We start from the raw sequence: 24,793 nt of genomic DNA, 5'->3' as shown, positions 1-24,793 counted from the left end.
CCTGATAGAGGAACACCAAAACACAGGCCACGATGAAGGAAACCGTCAAATATGGGGTAATCGTAGTGGGATTATCGTCCTTAAGAGGAATCATTGAGCGTCCAGCAACACAACGTGATCATCTATGACTGGCTAGCAGAAATATCGCACAACTCCAGCTTGAGAATTGGGTCTAATGTATCAGGTGCATCCGCATCAAGGGCAATTGAAAAACCTGCGGCATGCGTATGCCCACCACCACCGTACCGTGCAGCAATATCAGCCACCGAAACGCCTCCAGATCGGGAACGCATGCTAAAGTATCGGCGCCCATTGCGCTGATGCCAAATAATGCCGAAGGGATTGTCTTTCGATAATCGTTCACCAATTTGGCTTGTGAGTACAGGACTGTAAACCGCCGGAACGGTTTCGCCTTCAAAGTTCACCATCACCGCCTCTGAGACCATCTTATCGATCAAGACATTTTCATGACGAAGAATCCCTCGCCCTTCAACTTCCAAGACATCTTGACGAAGCTGGTCCCAAACTGAAAATTCAAACGGATACGAAGAAAGTGCCGCATTGATCTCACGACTATCCGTAAGACGCCACTGCCAGAGATCCTTGTCTTGAATGTACTGCATTATCCATGGAACAGGCGCTCCATGCATCCACTCCCACGCGAGTACCGCCCCACTTTTTTCCAGGTCAAAATATACATACGGCAAATCAGACAGGGCAGCCTGTGCCGTCACATGATGATCCAAAATAAATAAACTCGCAGCCTTCTCGTGCATGGCTTCGATGACATCGCGGCCATAGCTGAAATCAACCATGAGCACATGTCGATCATTCAGATTCTCTGGAGGCGGATCACCATGCTTTACCGGCAGAAATGTCGCCTCAGGAAATCGCTTCCACACAGCCAATGCAGCTCCAAACCCATCAGTACATTCAGCATGATAGAGCACAATATCCGGGGCATGCGCATCACCCGCTTGATCAAAATTTTTCATAACGTCTGTCTCCTTCAATGTAGCAACATACCATGGATATCCGGCACAAGAAAATCGGGGTCGATCCCCTCATATTCAGGACTTTTGCAATAGGAAACAGGAAGGCCTAAGAAGGAAGAGGGGCTGGGCTCGTGACCGCTCGACAGGCATTGATCCGATCAATGACTTGCCGAAGTCGGCCAGCATCCTTGCGGTTATAGTGAAAGACTAATCGTGGAAGTTTCCGAACGTCTGCATCATCATATTCTTCTGGAAGAGCTTCGGTTTGAGTAAACTCGCCCGCCACCAGTACATCCTGAAATTCAGCATTCAGTTGAGCAATTTCTTCCGGGTCAAGCGCATGCTGAAGACGAACGACAAGTTTTTCGCCAACATAACGAATGGAATGGTAATTACGGTAGAACTGCTCAATTTCCTCCACCGCATCAGCTTCATGATGAAAAACTTTAAAGAGCCGTAAGTCCGTCTCACTAATGAGACCCCGAGGCAACAATTGCTCTTGAACAAACTCTAACCATCGCTCCCAATATCCGCTCTCTTCAGTTTCAAGCAGCACAACAGGGACGGGGTCTGTTTTGCCTGTTTGAATCAACGTCAAGACTTCAAACCCCTCATCCAGAGTGCCAAACCCGCCGGGAAACAACACGGTGGCGTGTGATTCCTTGACGAACAACAATTTCCGTGTGAAAAAATATTTGAGATTCACCAGTTTTTTGTCTTCGGCAATAAGTGAATTGGGAGCTTGCTCAAATGGCAACATAATGTTCACCCCAAAACTGTGCTCTTTCCCAGCACCTTCGTGGCCTGCCCACATGATCCCAGGTCCGGCGCCGGTAATGACCATAAAGCCGCGCTCGCTGAGTAAACGACCAAAGCGGTAGGCCAATTGAAAATTGAGGTCATCTTGGGGCGTTCGTGCAGACCCGTAGATACTCACCTTCCGGACACGCTGATAGGGATGAAAGACTTTAAAGCCATATCGCAATTCCTTTAGGGCCCGATTAAGAATCTTAATATCAAGGACATCAACTTCAGGCTCTTGAAGTTTCAGGACCGTTTTCATCATATCGCGCAGGAGCGTGACTTTCTGATCTCCTGTAGAATCTGACAAGAGATTCGCAACTTTCTCAAGCAGATCTTCATCGTGAGCAGAATGTGATGACACAAGTGTTGAGTTTTGATGATTCATTTGAATAAATTCACTCTCCTGTTTCATAATGTGTATCTGTTAGGCAAGACGAGAAGGTAGCTCGCTCGCTCTCGGATGTGTCTCGCTCGCGCTGAAAAGTGCGCAGAAAGCAGGATTGACGATATGGGGAAGGGCCACATTCAATTGTTTAGGCTTGAGTCTATATGACAAAACCATGAGCAATGCACCTATTTTGAGGACGTTCATTCAAATACCTATAAGATATTGTACGACTTTTTTACATGAGATACTATAAAGTCTAGACCATGTACACTCATAAAACCCTTTGTTTACCTACATGTTACGTTGGTTTTCCTCAATATGGTGAGACTCTTTCTTTTCGGCAAAAGGTGAGAGCAACTCAAGTGCCTTCGAGACAACAGGCAATGTTCAGAATCTGACATTTGTTATGAATTTTTGGCAACGACTTCCACGACCAATCATTGGCCTGTCACCCATGGACGGCGTGACCGACGCCACATTTCGACATATTGTGGCAACCAATGGTCATCCAGATATTGTGTTTACTGAATTTACAAGCGTTGGCGAAATTTGCCATAGCCGTAAAGGCGGGTGGGGGGCCTTCCAATATTCACAAGAAGAACGACCTATTCTTGCCCAGCTTTACGGAAAAGACCCGGAATTGTTTTATCAAGCGGCACACATTGTCTGTGAAATGGGGTTTGATGGGCTGGACATTAATATGGGTTGTCCATCAAAAAACGTGGCAGCATCAGGAAGTGGAGCAGCGCTGATCAAAACACCTGAACGGGCCATAAAAATTATGGAAGCTGCGCATCAAGGAATCAACGATTGGGCCAATGGCCAATCACTCCGAGAAGCTGGCGTGCGGCCAATGATTGTCGAAAAAATTCACGAAATGAATACCGAAAACGGCTGGAACCCTTCTCCGCTTTGCGACCGAGCACCAATTCCACTCTCAGTCAAAACACGATTAGGATACGATGAGGTGGTCATTGAGGAATGGAGCGAATGTTTGACCCAAGGCAATCCTGTGGCCATATCGATCCATGGGAGAACGTTACAGCAAATGTACAGAGGTCAGGCGGATTGGGAGGCTATCGGGCTCGCCGCGCAACGGATGCGAGGAAAAGGCATTCTCATACTAGGAAATGGCGATATCAAATCATTAGAAGAGGCACTGACCGCAATAAACACATACGGAGTTGATGGGATCTTGATCGGTCGAGCCGCCCTCGGCAACCCCTGGATTTTCCGCCGCATCCAGGACCTTCGCCGTGCGATGAATTTGGGAACTTCACTTGATCTCACACAGGACACCATTGATCTACCGGCACGATTCCAAATGATTTTAGACCATGCGGCCTACTATGAAACACGAAATCCCAAAGAAGGGTTCCCGCGCATGCGCAAACATTTAGGATGGTATTGCTCAGGATTTCCACATGCGGCTGCCATGCGAGCCAGCATGGTACGAACCAGCAGTGTGCACGATGTCGCTCAAGTCTTGCGTGACTACCAAGCCACACACCTGACAAATCCTACACTTGCACACCCTGCCGAATCTCTTACCTAACCTGTCTTATTCAATGACACCCGCCCCGCTTATCCTGGCCTCCACATCACCTCGTCGTCGTGAATTGCTCACATTGCTGGATATAGCATTTACAATCGTGGCTCCAACATGTGAAGAAATCCCATCCTACGCGTATTCACCAAACGAACAAGCGAACGTATTTGCTCGAGACAAGGCACAATCCGTCTCAGCCTTGTATCCACAACACTTGGTTCTCGGAAGCGATACGGTCATTGAGATCGAGAAAACACTGCTCGGGAAGCCAGACAATCTACAAGATGCTGAGAACATGCTCCGCCAACTACGCGGACAGGTACACCACGTCCATACCGGAGTAGCACTACTTCAACAATCGACAAGTCTTTCCATAAGCTTTGTCGAAACCGCACGCGTGTGGATCAAGGATTTTACCGATACCGAACTGAATCAGTATCTAAGCACACAGGAAAGTTTAGGAAAAGCCGGCGCCTATTCAATCCAAGGCGAAGGAGCAAAACTTATAGAAAACATTGAAGGTGATTATCCCGCCATCGTTGGGCTACCCCTCTGGAAAACCGCCAAGTTACTAGAGCAGCAGGGAATCGTTTTCCCTATTTCGGTTGAAGAGCTGTATCGATCAAAACCATATGCGAATTGGAAGGAGTTTAGTTAAACGGGGTTTCGCCCCCGTACAACAAGACCTTTTTATTTTGGATCTCTTCACCGCCGTTCCGACCCAAGATGGCTCAGGAACTTGATTGGACACCTGTCAATCATATAGACAATCAGCCTGTCTCATATCTGTAGGAGAACACCTATCATGTAGTTGATCCCATAGACAGCATCGTGCCAGAAACTCAAACAGCCTTCACCGAAAATTCTGTTCATAACGGCGATTCAGTAAAGCGGAAACCGAATACAATGGGAATATACACGCTAATACTTCTCTCACCCAATGGTCACCTTGTCTCTAATGGCCTCTGGCGGCGTTCCACGCAGTGCAACTTCCCGACGGTTATCTAAGATCACGGTAATGGCTTCAGCAAGACTGGCTCGCGCATCGTCCTGTGTTTTGCCTTGCCCGTTCGCACCTGGAATTTCTGGACAGTACGCAATAAACCACTCGTCAACCTGTTCAAAGATTGCGGTAAATTCGTTGTACATTGTGTTCCCCATATAAAGTATGAATGTATGATAAGAATATGTATGAAAAGTAAAGAATACTTTGATCTCCTGTCAATTTATTTTCGACCCATAACCATAAACCCCTTTCTTGGATTCAACTCATAAATGCAAAACAATACCAGCAAGCAGCTGACAAAATATGTTACGCTTCAACTTCAGGGTCAGACATGAATTTTGAGTAGATAATCCATTCGCAAGCAGCTGGTAATTCAATGGAAAAATTATCTACCTGAGAAACCACGGCTTCTCAAACTCCTTCCTTAAATTCAGTAGCCCTGCAGTATCCTGCGGGGAATTACGATGATAAATAAAAAAATCTAAAAAACAAGCCTTCATGAGCTTCATACTTTATCAAATTTCATGCCTGACCCTAATTAGACTATTTACTCGTAAATTTTGAGTTACCCTTGTGGATAAAGGGAAATTTCAAGTAACTTCGTTACTGACACGAGGCTGCAACAAAAGGACCTCGACCCCGAGAATGGCAGAATCCCACAGATTTCTAGAATACAAAAAGACTTGATCCCACTTTCGTGAAAATGACAATTACGCCTAGAGATAATGGAATAAAAAAGGCGGCCCTTTTCAAGGACCGCCTTTTAAATAGATATATTGGGTTTCTATCGCCGTTTCAATTATACCGAATCAATTTCATGGCTATGGACTGAAGACTTATTTCCCCTACGTCATTGCGCCCATCAATTGCAGGAAGGACCGCCAAGCGGGTAGTACCTTCCTCACGTTGCCCTACGAGCAGCGCTGAGATCATCACGTGGGTAACTGGAGCATATTTTGATTCGCTATGTTGGCTATAGCCGTTTGAGTTATACCGAATCGATTTTTTGTTTAAGAAACGAAGACTGATTTCTCTCTACGTCATTGCCCCCATCAATCGTAGGAAGGTCAGCCAAGCGGGTATAACCTTCCTTACGTTGCCCTACGAACAGCGCTGGAATCATCACGTAGGTAACTGGAGCATATTTTGATTCGCTATAGCTACATAAATTTCATGAATTTCTCTTTAGCCGCTTCCATAAGTTCTAATCCGCCACCTTCCTTCCCCTTACTCTTGTCGTGGCCACGGGCAAGACATTCACCTTACAAACAATTCAGATTGATTACGCCATGACCTTGCCTTCCCAAAGCTCCTCAAGAAACACACGCCACGGTTTAATGCGAATCGACTCGATGACTCGTTCGGCAGGTTCATTGCATACGATAATTGCCTGCCGTGGATGATATTCGTCAATGAATGTGAGGAGAGGTCGTAACTCTCTGGAATCCACACGATTGGTTCCTTTCACTTCGATGGCGATCTCGCCGTCTCCTAAAATGAAATCGACTTCTAACCCAGTGCTGGTTCGCCAGAATTGAATGGGATACTCCAAGTCATGATAAGACCGATGAGCCGTAAGCTCCATCAAGATGAAATGCTCAAACGCCTTTCCAAAAGCTTCCCCACGTTCTTCGCGTACGCGACGTTTGACAATGTTTCCGGCCACTCCGACATCAAACAGATAGAATTTTGACGCTTTCGTAATGACTTGACGATTCTGGCGACGGCGAAAAGGTGGCAGTAGGCTACCCATTAGCGTGTCAACTAAAATTTGGTAATACTCCTTAACCGTTTTCGAATCAACACCACAGTCCCGCGCGATGTTTGAAAAATTCGTCATCTCACCATGACTGTATCCCATGGCATCAAAGAACCGAGAAAAGGCAGGAATATTACGTGTGAGGCCTTCGGCAAACACTTCTTCCTTGAGATAATCCTGAACATACGCTCGCAAGGACTTGTGGGCATTGGCCTGTAGGTAATGATCGGGGATCAGCCCATGATTCAACGCGCGCAGCAAGTCGAATGTATCGATTTCTGGCGTAATCAAGGGAAACATCTCGTACCGCCATGCCCGACCGCCTAAGAGATTCGCCTGTCCACGTTTCAACTTTCGAGCACTGGATCCGCATAAGATAAATTTCCAACCTTTACTCTCAATGAGCCCATGTACTTCATCCAGAATCTGTGGGACCTTTTGAACCTCATCGAGAATGATTGGTTTCCGAAGCATGGCCTTATCCATAGCCAGAAGCCGTTCACGGAGAAGCGCGGGACGTTTAGAGAATTCCACAAATAGATCCGTCTGAAGAAAATCAAAAACCACACTGTCGGGAAACTTGGATTTTAAATATGTCGACTTTCCCGTCTTTCTCGGTCCCCACAAAAATGCGGATTGTCGAGATGGGAGATCTATCGTGAGCAATCTGGCAAGAATCTTCATTTTCGTATTATGCTACGAATTTATAATATAATTTCGTAGCATAATACACTTTTATAGAAATAGCTACAGCCGTTTCAGTTATGCCGAATCCGTTACATGTCAAACAACTGTATACTGATTGCCCCTTCGTTCGTGAAGCGTCAATCGTCTGTAGGTCATCCAGGCGGGCATAACCTCCCTCATGTTCACGTTGAATCGCGCGGGGCTATAGCCGATTCACTGAACTTCCGAACCCTTGAAGGTTTTGACACCGCATTGAAAGTCTTTTGGCATTAACTGGATCGAATTGAGATTCGCTATAGTTGATCGACCTCAGCTGGAACTTAATTGGATTTGCTATAGTATTCCGTAAATTCCTGAAATATAGCAATAAACTAGATTCCGACTTCTCGGAAATGACAAATAAGAGCTATAGCCGTTCCAATTTACTTCCGTCTGTACGACGTGTGTTGTTGCGCTGTGGACATGATGTACATTCGGGTGGAAGTTATTTGGTTTCGCTATAGAGAATGAGATCACAAAAAAAGCGGCTCTTTTTGTAAGAGCCGCTTTTTAGAGAGATGTATTTTGATTCGCTTTGTTTGCTATAGCCGTTTGGAAGAATTTTCTCTGGGTTGCCCTACGAACAGCGCTGAGATCATCACGTAGGTAACTGGAGCATATTTTGATTCGCTATAGCTACATAAACTTCATGAATTTCTCTTTGGCCGCTTCCATAAGTTCTGCTGAGATCGACGTCGCGCCTTGCTCCTTCGCTAAGCGTTCGATTTCTTTTTTGGCCATTGGCTGAATGAAGTCAGGGATGTTGTTCAGGCGTTCTTTCGCTTCGGGCGACCATTCCATCCCATCTGTAGAATTCTTGGAATCGTCCATGACTTGGAGGGTGATTTTCTCAAATCCATTTTTTCGCGCATAGGCTTCTACGCTACTGCGGACCATTGGCGCCACAAACGACGGAAGTTTGTCTAACCGCTCTTGTGCGTCAGCCGTCCAAGTCAGTGCTGGGCCAGCTGGTGCTGACGTTCCAGTTGCACCTGACGAGCCAAGTCCCATTTGAGCGACCATGGCCGAAAAGGGACATCCACCTTCTGTCGTTTCGCCGGCCTGTCCAGGCGCGCCAGACATTGCGGCTGGTGCTGCTGCTGTAGGAGTAGGGGATTCGCCTGCTTGAATTTTCTCATTCAGATAGGCGGCCATTTGACCCGCACCCGCACCTGCCTCATCTTTTAACCCACCACGTGTCATTTCTAAAGGAGAGGGGGCAACCGTCCGTCCCCCAAGTTGCACACCCAGTGAACTCACCATTTGCGTCTCACCTGGATTCGTCACCATCGAGAACTTGGCGTCACACGACGGACAAGAAAAAAACACGCCAAGCGACCCTTCTGCTGGTTTTTCAACCTTCTCAAACCCCATATACGTTTCACAATTTAAGCAGACAAATTTCATAAGTTTCCTCTCACATCACCCCGCCAAACATTACGCGGGGAAACATTTTACGAATTGTTAGCTAACACATTTTTATAGTCTAAAAGAGTCTGAACCTTCTTCGCAATCTCCTGAAATTTTTGAATCGTCGGATAGGACTCATCAAGCAGCGGATTGCCTTTATCAAATGTCTTTGCAAAGGTACGATCAAATGGAATGCGTCCTAATAGAGGAAGATCCAATGCGTCGCACATCGTCTCTGTATCACCTTCGAATAGTGGGTTTTCTTCTCCACAGGACGGACAGCGATATTCGCTCATATTTTCAATCACCCCGAGAACCTCAATACCCACTTCCTGCGCATACGCAATGGACTTTTGAACAACATTAGAGGCCACTTCCGATGGGGTGGTCACCACCACAGCACCAGCAAGATCAGAAATCAACCCAGATAATAGTGGAGGCTTATCGGCTGCAGCTCCTGGGGGAAGATCGGCTAACAAATAGTCGAGCTCTCCCCACACAATATCGGAGAGAAACTCGCGAATGACATTCATTTCCGTCATTCCTAGCCAGACCGGACTTAAATCCATCGGCCCTTTCCAGCGAACGGGAGCATTGGTATTGATCAAAAAGTCCATCGACGCGACTTTGATGCCAAGGGGACCAACAGGAGGAAATGCCCCTTCAGGCCCATAGGTGAGAACTGCATCTCGAATGCCCAACATTTGCGGAACGCACGGCCCGTTTAAGTCTACATCTACAAGACCAACACGCTGCCCACTCCGAGCCAAGGCAAGCGCCAGATTGACAGTCGTCATACTCTTCCCGACGCCGCCTTTGCCGCTCATGACCACCACTTTATTGCGAATCCCTTTTAATCGAGCCTTCACAACCTGCGTTTGCGCCGCAATCTGCTCAACCACCCGCGCATCGTCCGTGTAGTCCAGTTTATCTAAAATCGCCCTGAGATTTTGTTCTGATGCCATAAGAAAATTCCCTGAAAAATCAGTTAAATAAAGTAAATACAACGAGCCCAACGAATCACGTTACCACAGCATTTTTTGTAGGGTCAAACAGACAAATTGACATTCAAGACAGTTGCTATCTCCAATTTTCCGGGTTACAACAATTTTAGCCCCGCGAGTGTTTTGAAGACTTGAAAATCTCGATCGCGAGCCACTAAGATGGCTTGGTGATCTAAACACGATTGGGCAATCAGGGTATCAGCAAGCTTCGCCTTTCTCCCACGCTTCAACACCTTTGCTCGTAACATACCTGCTCGTTCCCAGAAGCCATTAAGTATTGGTAAAACTGGAATCCCTAAGATGGTATTGCGATTTGATGCGGATAACTCGGGATCGCTCAATAGTTCAGTCACTGTGACAGGGGTAAACACCGCGACCTGGTCTGCCAACGCCTGATCGATTAACTCTACATCGTTTCCATCTTCTCCTTCTAAAAATGCGATCATGGAACTCGTGTCAATACACAGCATTAGTCTTCTCGCAGGTCAGAGAGGGGTATGCTGAACTTCACTTTTCCTTTAAGTGAGCGAAGCTTGGCATAGGCCCCGCTTGCAGCCACCAGCTCTAAGCCTTTTCGAACGGTTGGGGTGATCCCTTTGCCTGTTGCCTCAGTCGCTCGGTCCAACAATTCTTGGGGCACTTCAAGGGTAAGTTTTTTCGTCTTCACACGACACACTCCTTGATAAGGGACAAAGGCTGGCGTTATGGCATCTTATACCATACTAACTACCATAGTATGTCATGGTATCACAAGATTGACCTACCAGTCACATTGAATATTGGGAACACTCAGGCTTGGAAGATAACGTAATATCCTGCGTTCTAAGATGAACCTACAAAAATCCTATGACTTACAGCGGGCTCAGAGAAAAGAGAGCCGTCAGCTCAATAAGAAACTGCTCCGTTGTCTCATGAAATCAACTCTACGGTCTTCCGTGAACACACACCAGGTGGAATCTCCCAAACACGGTTTATCTCTCTTTCTTTTAGCGTTCGATCAATTACTAAATCGAGGCAAGCATAACTCGTAAGGACAGTCCAATTGGCTTGACCGATAGAATAGCCGTTGACCTCACAAACACATCCCACCAAATCATCAACTCTAACTGTACTTTGAGAATTATCCAATTAGGCATATTGGTTATCCAAAAAGATACATGCTCACAGATTCTATTAGTCTCCCCTGTGCCTTATACGAGAATACTTTGGGGTTTTGGGGGGTTCCCAATAACAGCATGGAGATTGCTTTATATCAAGATAGCATTACGGATGGGCCCATCCGTTGAGTTGTTAGATGTTTCACAATTAATCTCTTTATTTACTTTCTTAAAAGCGAGGTACGCTATGCCTGGTGGTGGTGGAAGTGGTTCTGGTGGTGGTGGCTATCCAATGGAGATGCCAGTTGAATGGAATCTTGCCTGTGGGTTTCGTGAGGTAGTGGGAAGATTGACCAAACTTTCCTGGCCGACAGATCCTGGAACAAAAGGCGAGTGCGAGATTGAGGTCCATGTTGCCGATACAGGAAACAGGCTTACCTATAGGACTGATAATGCAACAGCATTGGTCGGTGAACCTAAGGTCGATCGCGATTTCGTGAGAGTCACAGCTTCTGCTAAAGATGGGCATGCACATTCCATTGTAAAAGTCTTCTTACCACATGCCTAGACTGTGTATGGATGTTTGTATATAGTGAGCCACTATCTTCATTGTGAAGAATGATCTTGAGCGTCCGTGCTATGTGCGCCACGATGCTCATTATGAGAGGTGGCTCTCATGCTCATCAATACGATATCTCCAAAAGACCGGTTGGCCACTCGGGTCAACCGGTCTTTTTGGAGAAGGCAGGTGTCTGCCTCATCGCGAAAAATCATCTCATGTTCATTTGTTCATGTCTGCTTAATCAGTTACCTGATCTCCTCTCTACTCATCACATCGATTACACAAGCCCAAATCACAACCATCATTACACCTGATTCGACCTTGCCGACTGCGACCACAGTTCGTCCAGTCAATGGGGCATATGCTATTACTGAAGGCACGAAATTAGGACCAAATCTATTTCACAGTTTTAGCGATTTCCATCTTGCTTCGAGCGACACGGCAAATTTTCTCAATCCAGGTGGGATTGAGAATGTATTGAGCCGAGTGACTGGGGGAAACCCATCAAATCTCTTCGGGACGATTCAATCCGACTCTACGGCCAATCTGTTTTTCCTCAACCCAAACGGTATTGTATTTGGTCCTGACGCTCATTTGAATATCAAGGGATCCTTTTATGTCAGCACGGCTGACTTTCTCCGTCTGGGAAATGGCCAAAACTCAGGACTGTATAGTGCGAGAAATCCCGCTTCCGACATTTTGACGAGCGCGCCGCCATCAGCCTTTGGATTCTTGGGAACAAACCCTGGATCAATTCACATCGATGCGAGCTCCCTTGGCGTATCAGCAGAGAAGACTCTGTCTGTGACTGGCGGCGATATTGAAGTAACCGGAGGACAACTCACTGCCCCAAACGGACAAATTTATCTCCTAAGTAACTCTTCTGCAGGTGAGATCAAACTTGCTCAACCACAAGATAGTCAAGAAGCGACTCCAGAGTTGGGAACCATCTCTCTAACCAATACGACAGTACAGACAAATGGTGTGCGAGGAGGGAGCGTTTTTATACGTGGAGGAAATTTGACTCTTGATAGAACATTAGTTGTCGCAAATACCACAGGGCAGTCTGAAATAGGAACTGCCATCACGATAAAGAACGGAATCTCTATCAACGCAACAAACAAAGTTTTGCTGGATAATAATTCCGTTCTAAAAAGTAATGTACTAACTGACGCATCACCTGGTATCGGATCAGGGGGTATCACGATAACCGCAGCAGACGTCGATATCGGCAATGGCAGTGCGCTCGATTCCAGCGTGAAAGTCGAATCAATGGGAGGCCCAAGCGGGGACATTTCAATTGACGCAAATTCATTAACTCTTCATGACTCTGGGTTTTTTCTGGCACTCACCGAAGGAACTTCCGACTCAGGAGACATTCTTCTCAAGACCTCTCGAGACCTCATCATAGAAAATGGTGGTCTGGTTTTTACGAATACAGAAGCTTTGGGGAATGCAGGGGACATCGAAGTCAATGCTAATCGCATTTTCCTGCTCGGAGGTGACTCCTCCAATTTCACGGGAATTTCGAGTGATGCAGACGAATTTCTTCCAAGAGGTGTCCCAACAGGCAACGTCGGAAACATTCGCCTGACAACTAATTATCTCGAAATCCTCAATGCTGAAATTTCTACTCCAACATTTTCGAATGGGAACGCGGGGAACATTGATATAGTGGCAAATGGAGATGTTCTAATCTCTGGCTCAACAGATCCAAGGATATTTAATAACCCCAATATATTCAGAGGTGTGTTCACAAACACATTCGAAAGTGGATCGGGCGGTCAACTACTTATCGCAGCCAATAATCTTACTCTGGAGAACAAGGCAAGCCTTCAAGCTTCAACCTTCGGGCAAGGTCCCGCAGGAAGTGCCATCATAAATCTTACTGGCAATCTGTATATGCGAACGGGCGCTTTCATTCAAGCACTTTCGACATCAACTGGCGCTTCCGGCAACCTTTCTCTTCAGGTCAATGACATCACGATTACAGGAAATAGAAATGCTACTAATTTTGCCAAATCCCCGGACTTTACCGGTCTATCAGCATCCACCGAAAACCCTGGGAACGTCGAACCTGCTGGAAACATCGACATCGTCGCCAACTCACTTACGATGCTAGATAAAGGATTAATTAGTACATTCAGAGAAGGGCCCCCAGGAGAGGAAATGCATTCTCTCAAAGCTGGGAATATTTCAATTGATTTGGCTACGACATTATCCCTCACTAATGGCTCTCAAATCGGTGCGAATACCAATGGCGCTACGGAAGGCGGAATCATTACAATAAGTGCCGAGAATATAGCCCTACGTGATATCAATGAGAATAGCCAGATAAGACGATCAGCAATCGCCAGTGCCAATTTTGGTGGCATCGATAGGTCTGGAGATGTCATGCTGTCAGCTAGACAGAGGATTGTGATCGAAAATGCCGCAATTGTGTCAACAGAAAATTTTGCCGCTGGCCCCGCAGGTACGGTTAACCTGGAAGCCGGTGATGCAATACTCGTCAACCAAGCATTTGTGAACACCAAGGCTGAAAATGGCCTTGGTGGACAAATTAATATTAAAGCCGAAAATTTGATTCAAATCACGGATAGCGAAATTACAAGCCGTGTGCAAGAAGGATCAGCCTCGGCTGGCAGCATTCTGGTTGACCCTCATTTTATAGTGGTGCAGAACAGTTTGATTGATACCAGTGCGAATGTTGGGACCGGAGGAGATGTCACGTTTGTCGCAGACTCGGCGATTCTCATTGATCCGTTTAGCACGATTGATACGTCATCACAATTCGGTGGTAGTGGGACAGTGGATATCCGGGCGCCCATCCAAAATCTTGGTGAAACCATTGCCCCATTGCCTGAAGGGATATTAAAAATCTCAGCCTTGTTCGCGGCGCGCTGTGCGGCGCAGAAAGGTGGCACGTTTAGTAGCTTTACAAACGAAAGAGGCCTCACTCCAGCACCAAGCAGTTTCTTGCCGAGTCCATTGGCGTTTTCGACCTCTGGTCCTGAAGGTACTACAACAACGATTTCACCGTTGGGCTTTAACAAAATAATAAATGAGACTGAGTGGAAATTTTTCACTACTGCCAAGACATTGGACCTTCCCCAAGGGTGCTCATCAGCTCCAGCATTCCCCTCCTAAGTAATTTTTCCAAATTGTCGTTCTACTCTAATAATCTACATTCTAATTTTTTGCTCGTGTGAAGCGACCTAAGATTCCTTCATCATACCTGACATGACATTGCCTCCGTGTCTTCGCTTACGTTTGACAGCCTACGCCTTAAATCCTATAGTTTCATTCAATCCGTCACCACATACAGGCCGTTGAGGGGTAAAACCTATGGCCGAAAATTCAAAGCGCAATCGCATGACTCCTTTCAGTCGAAAGGAAAGTCCATGTCATTGTGCTTTTTTGTTTGTACACACCATCAGAGATAAGGGTCGAATTTTTAAGGAAGGAAAATTTGAAAGACAACGAAGCATTTATGGATTTGAGTTAAAAGATACCGTCGAAGAGGAATTTAGTCATTAGAGTTGGATTATTCTAAATACCAGAGAACTAAATGCCTGACGTATCTAGAAAGATACACATGTTATCCAAAAGGATACAGCTCAAAGAAGTTGCACCAATAATTATATGGATCAAAGTTTTTAACAATATTAGATAAACATTCTTGCAATTACGACATTTATCCTCATGGCATCGGCCTTGCTGTATCTAGCAAGCAGCCATGGAAATGCTTCTGTAATTCGAAATACTGTCAAGAAGGGAAGGAGCCATGGCACGAAATCACGTTTTTCATTGTTGCCAAGAGCCTTTTTTGAAACTTCTTTTGTCAGTAGGAATTTGGACCATCTTCAACATGATTCCGAATTACAGCTTCTCCCAAACTCCCCCGCCAGTCACCATTGATGGATCTCTACAAGGTCTAACAGGAAGCGGAAACAATTCAGGTGCCCAAGCGTTGTCCGGTCAAGACATCACGGTGACGCGTGAAATGGGTCTTGTCAGAGGAAGCAATCTTTTTCATAGCTTTGGTCGGTTTAATGTTCCGACTGACGGAAGTGTGACATTTACCGGACCTAATTCGATCCAAAACATTCTCAGCCGCGTGACCGGCAATGACATTTCCAATATCGATGGCACCCTCGCCTCTGAAATTGCGGGCGCTGACCTCTATCTCATGAATCCCAACGGAATCATTTTTGGCGAAAAAGCATCTCTGGACGTAAAAGGTTCATTTTACGCAACCACTGCAAACAATATTGAGCTAGAAGATGGAGAATTCTTTAACGCCGTTAATGATAAAAAAATAGACACCTTACTGACCACTTCCCCACCTGAAAAGTTTGGATTCTTGGGGAATAACCAATCGGGCTCAATCGTAGTTGAAGGAAGTTCCCTTGCAGTTCCTCAAGGGAAGACCATTGCTTTGGTGGGTGGAGACATCAGTATCACCGGAGCTCCACCAATTTTTCCTGGCTTCCCTCCTCCAGACACCCTTAAATCTTCACAGGGACAAATACTAATTATCAGCCTTGAGAATGAACAGAATAGTACAAGCGTACCTTCTTTGACTTCTAGAGAAATTACTTCGGGACAAGCAGGTGGCTCAATCACGATTAAAAGCGCAGCCTTGAACACTTTCAGTTCCAGCGATTCTGGGGGAAGCCTTACAGACTTCGAAAAGAACCAACCATTAGTGGTCATTAGGGGTGGTCAGCTAACTATGAATGACACTGTCATATCAGTGGGTGACTCTGCTCCCAACCGGAAGACTGCTGATGTCACAATAGACATGACAGAAACCGTGACTGTCCGAAAATCACAAGTTCTGTCACAATCAGAAGGTTCAGGAGAAATTGGGCTCACTTCCATTAGCGCAGGTGAAACTCTTTCTATAAATGAGACCAGGGTTTCTACATCGGGGTTCCTAGAAAACTCCAATGTATCTACTCAATCTGAGAATGGCATAGCTTTCAAAGCTTCTACTTTGATGATTCAAAATAGTGAAATTTTAGCAAGCAGTACTGGCAAAGATGGTGATCAGGGTCCTTCAATAATCTTAGAGGGTAATTCTATTTCCGTAACGGAAGGTTCAACCATTGCATCAAGTACTTTAGACGAGTCTAATGCTGGCAATATTACGATCGAAGCTATCGAAGAAGTCCTTATTTCCGATACTTCGGCATTGGACTCCAATACGTTAGGACAAGGAAATGGTGGTGATGTTTCCGTAAAGACTCAGCGCTTCACACTTCTTGATGGAGGCACCATACAAAGCGTCACAAGAGATAATGGAAACGCAGGAAATATCTTCATAAATGCAGAAGAAAGTTTCACTATTTCTGGAGAAGTTAGTGATGAGTCTAGTGTGATCCCTAGCCGAATCCTGACTCAAAGCGCACAACTGTCACAAGGCCAAGCCGGAGTAATTGAAATAGATACAGGTGATTTTGTTTTGATTGATGGCGCACGTGTAGACACTAGCACTGGAGGATCCGGGACCGGAGGGTCAGTAACAGTCAAAGCTAAATCCATCTTGATTTCAGGCAATACCACTCAGATCAACTCAGGCACTATCGGAAAAGGCCGAGGTGGAGAAATCAAACTTGATGCCTACGAGAAAATAGAAGTAACTGATGGATCGACTCTCTCATCACTAAGCAATGATGCTGGGAATGCCGGTAACATTAAACTCGACGCTGGAAGTAGCATTCATCTCAAAGGCTCTAGAATTACTACGGAGGCCGAAAATTCTTTAGGAGGGAACATCACATTTAATACAACTAATTTCATTGAAATTGTGAATAGTCAGATTGCAACCAAAGTTAATATAGGTTCAGGAGCCGCTGGAAGCATTACCTTGGATCCACAGTTTATCATCGTACAGAACAGCTCCATAAATACTAGTGCCATTTCAGGGAATGGTGGTGATGTTACTTTTGTAGCCGATTCAGCAGTCTTGATTGACCCGTTTAGTAGCATAGATACGTCATCTAGATTTGGCGGAAGTGGAACTGTAGATATAAGAGCCCCAATCCAAAACCTTGGTGAGACGATCGCACCATTGCCAGAAGAGATTCTAAAAGTCTCTGGATTATTCACGGCAAGTTGTGCTGCACAGAAAGGTGGAAAGTTTAGTAGTTTTGTTAAAAAAGAACGAGATGGGATTTCACAAACAGCTAGATCCTTTCTAACAAGCCCACTGTATGCACCATCCCTTAGATCCGAGAAAATTCGACTAGCTCTGAACAAAGAAAAATTATTCAAACGGCGTTTGTTCCATCCAACGATTGAACGTCATACGTCTTATAAAATCAACTGCTCTTTTTAAGGAAACTGGACGCCGGAACAAAAGGTTTCGAAGTTGTGAGTCACATACTCGACCTAACACAGTAGGACCTCACATTAAACGAAATCATTCAGCGCTAATTATACTCATCTGATAGAAAATGCTTATGAGTAGGGAGTTACTATCATTTTCGTGAGTCTATATGTTCATTCCACTACAGAGGGAGGGTTATCATGGAACATAAAGTTCCCCTGAATCAACTATTAGTTGCTGTCCTTGGGCTTTCTAGCATTCTACTATTTTCCGCAGAGCTTTCTTATGGAGACTATAAACTAAAAAAACAAAAAGTAAATAATACAACTGTATGTGGCTTTTCACTCCCCACTGTAGAATGGGAAGATGTTCCACCACCGAATTCCAACGAATTCGAGAGTTTTGTTATAGCTGTTGTACTGCCAAATGGATACCATATTCCAATTGAATCAACTGCCCTTCCAACCGATATGAAATTAAAAGTTTCGCCTGGAATTATGAAAGGCTTGAGATCATTCACCGGAATATACATAAAGTTAACCTTTTCTGGATATACCAGAGTCTGGGATAAGTGTAAAATGCCCTAGATAAAGAGAGATAGTCTAGAATAACTAGATACGAAAGAACCGATTAAGCAGCATAAAACAGACTCACTTGATCAAGCACTTTGATCCTGGACCACGGAGTAAATCGCGAACATTCACCATTCGATGGTCAGGTACATAAGGCGGATGCAGAAAGTAGTAGGGTCAGGCATGTGAATTTATTTTCTAGCCAGATACCCTTAAAGTTTCCCGCATGGCACACGAAAACCACGCGTGGAGTTCGAAGGGGCGCTCTATCATGTGATTGCACGGGGCAATCGCTGCACCACGTTGTTTAACCATGCGGACAGAGGTGGTCCCGTTTTTTTGAACAACTGGATGCCCTTCGATAAGTAGATTACTCCAGGTTGAGTTAGACCGCTTGCGGGTGCGGCTGTTCATGAAAGGACACATGATCCGGCGTCTGGCCGGTCAGTCCCGAATGAGGCCGCCGACTGTTATAAAACTGGAAATAGCGAGCGAGTCCCACTCGCGCCGCTGAAACTGAGTCATAAGCTTGTAAGTACACTTCTTCATATTTCACGCTTCGCCACAACCGTTCGACGAAGATGTTATCACGCCAAGCCCCTCGCCCATCCATACTGAGGCGAATCCCTTGCGCCTTGATGAGCTCGGTAAATGCGTGACTCGTAAACTGACTGCCTTGATCCGTATTCATGATGTCGGGAGGGGCATACCGGCTGAGGGCATCCTCAACGGCGTCGAGACAGAACTGGACGTCCATGGTGATCGACAATCGCCAGGCCAGGACTCGGCGCGTAGCCCAATCCACCACAGCCACCAAATAGACAAAACCCTTGGCCATTGGAATAGAGGTCCCCTCCATGGCCCACACCTGATTCGCACGAGTAACCGCTAGGTCTCGTAGTAAATACGGATACACTTTGTGTGCCGGGTGACGCTGTGTGGTCCGCGGCCGACGATACAGCGCTTCCACGCCCATGCGCTTCATGAGTGTACCCACATGTTTTCGACCCACGGTGACACGTTCCTGTCGCAAGAGATTTCGGAGCATTCGTGCCCCAGCAAACGGGAGCTCTAGATGCAACTGATCAATACGGTTCATGAGGAACTGATCCTCCTCGGTGACCGGCTTGGCTCGATAATAGAGGCAGCCGCGACTCACGTCCAACGCCTTAGCTTGTTTCGTGACTGCCAATTGGTGTGTGCGGTCGACCATCGTCTTGCGCTCAGCACGCCCGCCTTGGTGAGCGCAGTTTCTAAGAAATCATTTTCCAACGTCAATTCCCCAATTTTTGCATGAAGGCTTTTCACATCAACGGGGGTTTGAGCCAGCTCTCCGCCCTCAAAGACGCCCGCGGCGCGATCCAGAAGTACGGTCTTCCATTGCGTGATTTGATTCGGGTGGACATCGAAGCGTTGAGCGAGTTCCGCCACCGTCTGCTCGCCCTTGATGGCGGCCAGCGCCACTTTCGATTTAAAGGCTGGAGAATGGTTCCGTCGAGGTCGTCGGCTCATGATCCGCTCCTTTCTTGGGTGGCAGTATCATGCCACCTTTTGCAGAGCGTATCCACTTATCGACTTGTTCAGTTTCTTGGGACCACCTCTGACAACTACAAAGAATACCTCACTCGCCTCCAGCGATATCAACAGCGCAATCGCCTCACGTGCTATGTCTGCTGAGTCAGTTAGGGTCAGGCATTAATATTTATTAATAACCATTTGGCTAATACTCTCCTAACTAGGAATTCCATTATTTTTAAAATATTTCTGTGCTACACAGCAGCAAAATACGGTACTCTGCACTGATTTCCAACACTTTATAGTAGACAGGTTTAACTCTATTTTCGTGTCGACCCCATTTTCACGTACAATATCGGTCGACTGAATGATCGCATCGAGCAATGGCGTAATAGGATTGACAGTGCAAAATAGTGTATTACTACTTGTAATACACTTAATAATTTTAAGGAGGATCAATGGCAACTCGCACCATGCGACTTGATGACAAAGCTGAAAAAGTTCTTCAAGAAGTTGTTCCTAAAACAGGACTCTCGATATCTGACACGTTCAAAAATGGAATCTTGGCTCTTCGAGATGCCATCTCGGATCAGCCACTCCAATCACCGTATGACGTCTATCAGAAATTGTATCGGGCCTGGTGGATATTCGAAAGCTCCCTCTACGCAAACACGTCAAGGGGTACAAGACGCCATCAAGCGAAAACATAAACGATGATCATCGTCGACACGGTTCTGTTTGAAATTTCAAATAGGGGTCAGGCATGTGAATTGACTTTATGGCAAGGATTCCATACAATTTCTCCCATGGCACGAAAACCACGCGTGGAGTTCGAAGGGGCGGTCTATCATGTCATTGCACGAGGTAATCGTCGTACGACGTTGTTTCATCACGCAGACGACTACAAGGAATACCTATCTCGCTTTCAACGTTACCAACAGCGGGATCGCCTCACGTGCTATGCCTATGTGCTGATGGCAAATCATGTCCACTTGCTCGTGCAAAGCAGTGAGATTCCTTTGTCCCGCACGATGCAGACATTGCAGTTTACCTATACCCAGTACTACAACCGTCGATATCGAAAAGCTGGCCATTTATTTCAGGGACGGTATCAGGCCATTCTCTGCGATCGCGATGCCTACCTCCTAGAACTTGTCCGCTATCTGCATCTTAACCCCGCCAGGCTGAGAAAGCCGATGGATCCGTGGCGGTACCGCTGGAGTAGTCATGGCGCATACCTCGGGCAGACATCTCCTATTCAGGTCGATACCGACAGCGTCCTAGAGCACTTTCACAGACGACGCGGACCCGCACGCAAAGCCTATCGCGATTTTATGCGAGACGGGCTGACAATGGGCCATCAAGTGGAGTTTTATGAGACAGTCGATCAGCGATTTTTAGGTGACGATCGTTTTCTCGAGGAGATAGCGAAAAAGAGCAAGGAACGCAACGCAATTCCTTTACGAAAGCTGAAAATCTCTTTCACTCGGCTCTTGTCTGCCGTCGCTACCGTGACCGGGAAGACAGCCACCGAGTTAGTCGAACAAGGGCGCTACCGTGATCGAACCGAGGCACGTGCGTTCTTAGTCTTTGCGACTCGAGAGTGGAGCAGATTAACGGTTCAAACCATTGCCCGGCATCTCAACCGTGACCCTTCGATGATCAGCCGCCTCCACAGCGGATATCTCACCCAACGTCGACCTTCCTGGGAAAAACGGCTTCGCTCTCTATTGACTCATTAAAGCAATATTCATGTCTGACCCCTATTGAAGATTTCTCCAAGTCGTCATATCTATCACTGGGTTTTCTTTAAAACGTTTCCATGCCCGTCGGTTCGGTGCGTGGCACACCGCGCTGCTTGAGGCGGAGGTCGGATATGGCTTTCATTTCATCCCGGCGCGCACGGTTAATTCCGCCAAGCGGTTTGTGTACCGTTAAGCCATGCCACGGATTGAATGAGAGATCTTCGCAGAATAGTTTTTGGGCATCGGATGTGAAGGTTTGTTGGGGAATGTCGATCGTGGCGATTTTGATAAACGGAGATTCATTTTCATCCCAGATAGCTAAGGTATCCTCTATGGGCATCGTCTCCGGATCTTTCTGCACTTGAATTAAAAATTCCAAACACCAATCGCCCTGCGCCAAATCCTTCGCCATCGCTTCTTCAAGGTAATCACCGGAAGGGTTGTCAGGAAGCGGGCTTTGTCGTTCGATGCACGATTTGACTTTATATTTGACGGCAACCGCGCTTCCGTCAGGATTTGGAGCACCAAGTTGAAATGGTGCGACACTGAACCAAGTGATTTCCAAAGGGTTCGCGAATTGTTTCCGGCCTATGAGTGTATTCTTTAATGCCCGTGGCCGTTTCGAAAAGTATCCGGCTGTTGCGAACGTTCCGCCATTAAATTCCCCATCGAAGAACTCGAAGAAATCTTTCGGAGTCCCGGCAAAAAATCCAGGGAAGGCGATAAACAAGAAATCTTGCGTATGCTGTTCATCGCCCGGAATGGGAAGCCGTTCGCCCTCAACGCCCATCAGCTTAATCGCCAATCCACGGAAATCTTTATCTTTGTCCGGAGTCACCTCCGGCGCCGAATTAGAAAAGCGCATCCATGCTGGGTAGGACATACCCTTTTGAAACACGCCGACCTGATACTGTTCCGGAATATCCTCGTCCACGATAAACCGCGCTTTCACACAGCCATTGGACTTGGGATGCGTGTCGCGCAAAAACTCTTGGCCTTCATACTGCTTGGCAAGCTGAGTCGAGAGCAATGTCTTAATATTTTCAACCGTCTGCCGCTCATCATTGGGTACCTGCTCTTGCCCTAGCTGTAACGCCGGGCTATGCGTACATCCGATCACCACCGTGAACACCATCGAAAGACTGAAAAAACGTAATCGCGTCATGTAAAAAGACCATATCATCATAGCTGCCATCGATCCTTTCACACGTCGTGTTTCTGGGTGAACCAGACACGACGGATAGTTTCACAACGGCTGAACATTGAAAAAATGTCAAACATAGTTCACGTAGTTATGCCATCGCTTGGGCATCAGCAAGAATCACGTCAGTTGCCTTCTCGCTAATCATATACACCGAGGTGACGATAAAAAACCCCGGGATCTTCGGAAACACGGAGGCATCGACGACACGTAAATTTTTAGTTCCATGAACACGAAAATTTCCATCGACCACCGCCAACGGATCATCTTTCGGTCCAATCTTACACGTGCAGGAGGCATGATGCCCCCAGGCATTATCTTTGACAAATTGGCGGAGTTTCTCGTCGCTATCATATTCCGCACCCGGAACCAACTCACTGTCAACCACATTGTCGGCCCGCTTCATAATGCGTCGCGCAGTTCGAATCCCGTCGACGACAGAATCGAGATCTTCCTCCCACCCAGCCGTGCCTTCATCAAAATATCGAAAGTTAATATCTGGCGTATCGCGTGGATCGTTTGAACGAAGTGTGACCATACCCCCTCGATTTTGGGTATGCGCTTTTAATACCGCCCAGGTGAAGAAGTTTTTTTGACGTGCGGCATCTTTGGAATAGCCGGGATAGTACCCCTTGAAATAGCCGACTAACCCGAAAATGAATAAATCTGGATCCGGCCGACTGCTATCTGATCGTTTAATGAGCGACAAGACTGCCCCATTAGACGTATAGATTCCTTTCCCCGCTTCCCAATTTTGAAATATGGGATCTGAGATTCCACCAGGTTCTGGAGGAGTAAAGGTCGCCCCTTCAAGAATGGAAAAATCGTTTTTCATTTCACTGACAACACCGACTTCATATCGGTCCTGTAAGTTTTGACCAACGCCTGGCAGATCCACCTGGACATCAATCCCATATTGTTCCAACTCCGCTTTGGGCCCAATCCCCGATAGCATCAACATTTGCGGGGTATTGAATGCACCACCGGAAAGTATAATTTCACGGCTGAATCGTACAGTCTGCCGTACCCCGACATTCGTCATCGGATTGACCTTGGGGTCGGCTCGATACAGATGTTGCCCTTCGAGATATTCCACTCCAACGGCTTTCTTACTACCATCTACGTCGTCTTCAAATATAACCCGCGTCACCAACGCCCCTGTTTTGATGGTCAGATTGTTTGGGCAGGCCTGCTGCACTCGTCGGATGTATTCTCTGGTACCCACCCGCTTCCCTTCATTCGTGGAAAGAGGAGTAAACACGAGACCTTCAGGACTCTTTCCTTTTCCTCGCCACCGCCAATCGTTGGGATCTAAATGCCCTTTGAGTTTCAGCTTGACGCGACTGATCAATCCGTCCACTCGAAAAATCGATTCGCGAAGCGTGGCCTTGATAAGCTTCTTAAGCGGTTTATCTCCAATAACCAATTTCGGATCCGCAATGTTCGTTGTCAACCACCCGCTAAAGCCATGCCGTGTCGGATTGCCATCTGCAAGTCCGGGAGCCTTCACATACTGGCAACGCTCAAGCCGTTCAAAATACTGACGCATATTGTCATCCGACCATGAATCATCGCCAGTTAATTCCGCAAGCTCATCCCAATCGCTTTTGTGCGGATAAATAGTAATCATGGCATGGTGAGCCGTACAGCCACCAAGCGCACCAGCTCGTGGATACAACACGCCATCTTTATCTTTCACATATTTGTCATCACGAGCCTGTTTTCCATCAGACGCATAATGTCTGACGAAGAAATTCCATGACTGCGATTCGTCCTCTGACGCTAATCCGTGAAACGCTGGGACTTGGTAGGTGTACGACTCGGCATCTCCCCCGGCTTCGAGCAACAAAACACGATGGCCAGCCTTGGCCAGATTAGCCGCCAATGGTCCGCCACCAGCCCCTGAGCCAACGACGACATATTCGTATGCCTCCTCGCCAACCCCCAACGATGAGCAGGAAATGGAGGGCAATGGCCCAGACGGATCCTTGTTAAAGAATGACGCACACCCGCTCAGCCAAGCCGTCAACCCTGCGGCAACAGTGGCAGCTTTCTTTGAGAACGATCGCCGAGTGAGTTCGGATTGAGGCACGTTCTCTGTTGGTGATGGTTTGCTCATATTTCTG

21 protein-coding genes (1 of these 21 running past the window's edge) are annotated in these 24,793 nt (G+C 46.6%); 8 read left to right on the top strand and 13 right to left on the bottom strand.

Annotated features, from left to right (window positions below; all coding sequences use genetic code 11):
* From ACWHX8_RS00620 to ACWHX8_RS00610, 3 genes are all read right to left on the bottom strand, one after another.
* On the bottom strand, positions 1–94 hold the 5' portion of the coding sequence (locus tag ACWHX8_RS00620; protein ID WP_447970043.1) for a rhomboid family intramembrane serine protease. 608 nt of this gene lie to the left of the window's left edge; only the first 94 of its 702 coding nucleotides appear in the window; its start codon is at positions 92–94; its stop codon lies off the left edge, out of view.
* 28 nt (positions 95–122) lie between these two features.
* The gene (locus tag ACWHX8_RS00615) at positions 123–995 is read right to left on the bottom strand and encodes a DHHA1 domain-containing protein (RefSeq protein WP_447970042.1); all 873 of its coding nucleotides are present in this window, start codon (positions 993–995) and stop codon (positions 123–125) included.
* 106 nt (positions 996–1,101) lie between these two features.
* The gene (locus ACWHX8_RS00610) at positions 1,102–2,211 is read right to left on the bottom strand and encodes an LOG family protein (RefSeq protein ID WP_447970041.1); all 1,110 of its coding nucleotides are present in this window, start codon (positions 2,209–2,211) and stop codon (positions 1,102–1,104) included.
* Between the two features lie 382 nt (positions 2,212–2,593).
* On the opposite strand from ACWHX8_RS00610, the gene ACWHX8_RS00605 reads away from it, so the two are divergent.
* Positions 2,594–3,742, top strand: coding sequence for a tRNA dihydrouridine synthase (locus ACWHX8_RS00605; protein WP_447970040.1), 1,149 nt, complete (start codon positions 2,594–2,596; stop codon positions 3,740–3,742).
* Positions 3,743–3,755: 13 nt separating this feature from the next.
* Positions 3,756–4,394 carry a Maf family protein gene (locus tag ACWHX8_RS00600; protein ID WP_447970039.1) on the top strand — a complete coding sequence of 213 codons (639 nt, stop codon included), beginning with the start codon at positions 3,756–3,758 and terminating at the stop codon, positions 4,392–4,394.
* A 275-nt stretch (positions 4,395–4,669) separates the two neighbouring features.
* Here ACWHX8_RS00600 and ACWHX8_RS00595 read toward each other — a convergent pair whose 3' ends face one another.
* From ACWHX8_RS00595 to ACWHX8_RS00565, 7 genes are all read right to left on the bottom strand, one after another.
* Positions 4,670–4,885 carry a type II toxin-antitoxin system HicB family antitoxin gene (locus ACWHX8_RS00595; RefSeq protein ID WP_447970038.1) on the bottom strand — a complete coding sequence of 72 codons (216 nt, stop codon included), beginning with the start codon at positions 4,883–4,885 and terminating at the stop codon, positions 4,670–4,672.
* A gap of 1,139 nt (positions 4,886–6,024) precedes the next feature.
* Positions 6,025–7,185 (bottom strand): ATP-binding protein, encoded by a 1,161-nt coding sequence (locus ACWHX8_RS00590; protein ID WP_447970037.1) that lies wholly within the window; start codon positions 7,183–7,185, stop codon positions 6,025–6,027.
* 678 nt (positions 7,186–7,863) lie between these two features.
* Positions 7,864–8,634, bottom strand: coding sequence for a PCP reductase family protein (locus tag ACWHX8_RS00585; protein ID WP_447970036.1), 771 nt, complete (start codon positions 8,632–8,634; stop codon positions 7,864–7,866).
* Between the two features lie 47 nt (positions 8,635–8,681).
* Positions 8,682–9,602, bottom strand: coding sequence for a P-loop NTPase (locus ACWHX8_RS00580; RefSeq protein ID WP_447970035.1), 921 nt, complete (start codon positions 9,600–9,602; stop codon positions 8,682–8,684).
* A gap of 134 nt (positions 9,603–9,736) precedes the next feature.
* Entirely contained in the window at positions 9,737–10,111 is a 375-nt protein-coding gene (locus ACWHX8_RS00575; protein ID WP_447970034.1) for a type II toxin-antitoxin system VapC family toxin, read from the bottom strand.
* Positions 10,111–10,308 (bottom strand): hypothetical protein, encoded by a 198-nt coding sequence (locus ACWHX8_RS00570; protein WP_447970033.1) that lies wholly within the window; start codon positions 10,306–10,308, stop codon positions 10,111–10,113. The genes ACWHX8_RS00575 and ACWHX8_RS00570 overlap by 1 nt, the downstream gene beginning before the upstream one ends.
* Before the next feature lie 337 nt (positions 10,309–10,645).
* Positions 10,646–10,777: a hypothetical protein gene (locus ACWHX8_RS00565; RefSeq protein ID WP_447970032.1), complete on the bottom strand. Its 132-nt coding sequence runs from the start codon at positions 10,775–10,777 to the stop codon at positions 10,646–10,648.
* 208 nt (positions 10,778–10,985) lie between these two features.
* Between ACWHX8_RS00565 and ACWHX8_RS00560 the strand changes: the two genes are divergently transcribed.
* The 4 genes from ACWHX8_RS00560 (at position 10,986) to ACWHX8_RS00545 (ending at position 18,221) form a co-directional block, all read left to right on the top strand.
* Entirely contained in the window at positions 10,986–11,306 is a 321-nt protein-coding gene (locus ACWHX8_RS00560) for a hypothetical protein (RefSeq protein ID WP_447970031.1), read from the top strand.
* A 108-nt stretch (positions 11,307–11,414) separates the two neighbouring features.
* Positions 11,415–14,447 carry a two-partner secretion domain-containing protein gene (locus tag ACWHX8_RS00555; protein WP_447970030.1) on the top strand — a complete coding sequence of 1,011 codons (3,033 nt, stop codon included), beginning with the start codon at positions 11,415–11,417 and terminating at the stop codon, positions 14,445–14,447.
* 637 nt (positions 14,448–15,084) lie between these two features.
* Positions 15,085–17,643 carry a two-partner secretion domain-containing protein gene (locus ACWHX8_RS00550; RefSeq protein WP_447970029.1) on the top strand — a complete coding sequence of 853 codons (2,559 nt, stop codon included), beginning with the start codon at positions 15,085–15,087 and terminating at the stop codon, positions 17,641–17,643.
* Between the two features lie 191 nt (positions 17,644–17,834).
* The gene (locus tag ACWHX8_RS00545; RefSeq protein ID WP_447970028.1) at positions 17,835–18,221 is read left to right on the top strand and encodes a hypothetical protein; all 387 of its coding nucleotides are present in this window, start codon (positions 17,835–17,837) and stop codon (positions 18,219–18,221) included.
* Positions 18,222–18,591: 370 nt separating this feature from the next.
* On the opposite strand, the gene ACWHX8_RS00540 is transcribed toward ACWHX8_RS00545, so the two are convergent.
* Positions 18,592–19,718, bottom strand: a protein-coding gene (locus ACWHX8_RS00540) for an IS3 family transposase (protein ID WP_447970027.1) whose coding sequence is annotated in 2 segments (ribosomal slippage) — positions 18,592–19,463 and positions 19,463–19,718 — 1,128 coding nt in all. Because the reading frame shifts where the segments join, the coding sequence is not laid out codon by codon here.
* 461 nt (positions 19,719–20,179) lie between these two features.
* On the opposite strand from ACWHX8_RS00540, the gene ACWHX8_RS00535 reads away from it, so the two are divergent.
* Together ACWHX8_RS00535 and ACWHX8_RS00530 are read left to right on the top strand one after the other, a co-directional pair.
* Complete coding sequence (locus tag ACWHX8_RS00535) at positions 20,180–20,431, top strand: hypothetical protein (RefSeq protein WP_447970026.1); 252 nt, start codon at positions 20,180–20,182, stop codon at positions 20,429–20,431.
* 96 nt (positions 20,432–20,527) lie between these two features.
* The gene (locus ACWHX8_RS00530) at positions 20,528–21,463 is read left to right on the top strand and encodes a transposase (RefSeq protein WP_447970025.1); all 936 of its coding nucleotides are present in this window, start codon (positions 20,528–20,530) and stop codon (positions 21,461–21,463) included.
* Between the two features lie 67 nt (positions 21,464–21,530).
* Here ACWHX8_RS00530 and ACWHX8_RS00525 read toward each other — a convergent pair whose 3' ends face one another.
* Together ACWHX8_RS00525 and ACWHX8_RS00520 are read right to left on the bottom strand one after the other, a co-directional pair.
* The gene (locus ACWHX8_RS00525) at positions 21,531–22,631 is read right to left on the bottom strand and encodes a catalase family protein (protein ID WP_447970024.1); all 1,101 of its coding nucleotides are present in this window, start codon (positions 22,629–22,631) and stop codon (positions 21,531–21,533) included.
* A 127-nt stretch (positions 22,632–22,758) separates the two neighbouring features.
* Positions 22,759–24,786 (bottom strand): GMC family oxidoreductase, encoded by a 2,028-nt coding sequence (locus ACWHX8_RS00520; protein WP_447970023.1) that lies wholly within the window; start codon positions 24,784–24,786, stop codon positions 22,759–22,761.
* Positions 24,787–24,793 lie beyond the last annotated feature (7 nt).

Source organism: Nitrospira sp. M1, from assembly GCF_965152605.1.
This window is presented reverse-complemented; position numbering and strand designations above follow the sequence as displayed.

Bases quoted from the DNA above. Each gene is read 5' to 3' on its own strand.
- ACWHX8_RS00535 (WP_447970026.1), top strand. From the start codon at position 20,180: ATGGCAACTCGCACCATGCGACTTGATGACAAAGCTGAAAAAGTTCTT.
- ACWHX8_RS00615 (WP_447970042.1), bottom strand. From the start codon at position 995: ATGAAAAATTTTGATCAAGCGGGTGATGCGCATGCCCCGGATATTGTG.
- ACWHX8_RS00580 (WP_447970035.1), bottom strand. From the start codon at position 9,602: ATGGCATCAGAACAAAATCTCAGGGCGATTTTAGATAAACTGGACTAC.
- ACWHX8_RS00595 (WP_447970038.1), bottom strand. From the start codon at position 4,885: ATGTACAACGAATTTACCGCAATCTTTGAACAGGTTGACGAGTGGTTT.
- ACWHX8_RS00565 (WP_447970032.1), bottom strand. From the start codon at position 10,777: ATGCCTAATTGGATAATTCTCAAAGTACAGTTAGAGTTGATGATTTGG.
- ACWHX8_RS00605 (WP_447970040.1), top strand. From the start codon at position 2,594: ATGAATTTTTGGCAACGACTTCCACGACCAATCATTGGCCTGTCACCC.
- ACWHX8_RS00520 (WP_447970023.1), bottom strand. From the start codon at position 24,786: ATGAGCAAACCATCACCAACAGAGAACGTGCCTCAATCCGAACTCACT.
- ACWHX8_RS00610 (WP_447970041.1), bottom strand. From the start codon at position 2,211: ATGAAACAGGAGAGTGAATTTATTCAAATGAATCATCAAAACTCAACA.
- ACWHX8_RS00590 (WP_447970037.1), bottom strand. From the start codon at position 7,185: ATGAAGATTCTTGCCAGATTGCTCACGATAGATCTCCCATCTCGACAA.
- ACWHX8_RS00525 (WP_447970024.1), bottom strand. From the start codon at position 22,631: ATGACGCGATTACGTTTTTTCAGTCTTTCGATGGTGTTCACGGTGGTG.
- ACWHX8_RS00585 (WP_447970036.1), bottom strand. From the start codon at position 8,634: ATGAAATTTGTCTGCTTAAATTGTGAAACGTATATGGGGTTTGAGAAG.
- ACWHX8_RS00545 (WP_447970028.1), top strand. From the start codon at position 17,835: ATGGAACATAAAGTTCCCCTGAATCAACTATTAGTTGCTGTCCTTGGG.
- ACWHX8_RS00560 (WP_447970031.1), top strand. From the start codon at position 10,986: ATGCCTGGTGGTGGTGGAAGTGGTTCTGGTGGTGGTGGCTATCCAATG.
- ACWHX8_RS00555 (WP_447970030.1), top strand. From the start codon at position 11,415: ATGCTCATCAATACGATATCTCCAAAAGACCGGTTGGCCACTCGGGTC.
- ACWHX8_RS00530 (WP_447970025.1), top strand. From the start codon at position 20,528: ATGGCACGAAAACCACGCGTGGAGTTCGAAGGGGCGGTCTATCATGTC.
- ACWHX8_RS00550 (WP_447970029.1), top strand. From the start codon at position 15,085: ATGGCACGAAATCACGTTTTTCATTGTTGCCAAGAGCCTTTTTTGAAA.
- ACWHX8_RS00575 (WP_447970034.1), bottom strand. From the start codon at position 10,111: ATGCTGTGTATTGACACGAGTTCCATGATCGCATTTTTAGAAGGAGAA.
- ACWHX8_RS00600 (WP_447970039.1), top strand. From the start codon at position 3,756: ATGACACCCGCCCCGCTTATCCTGGCCTCCACATCACCTCGTCGTCGT.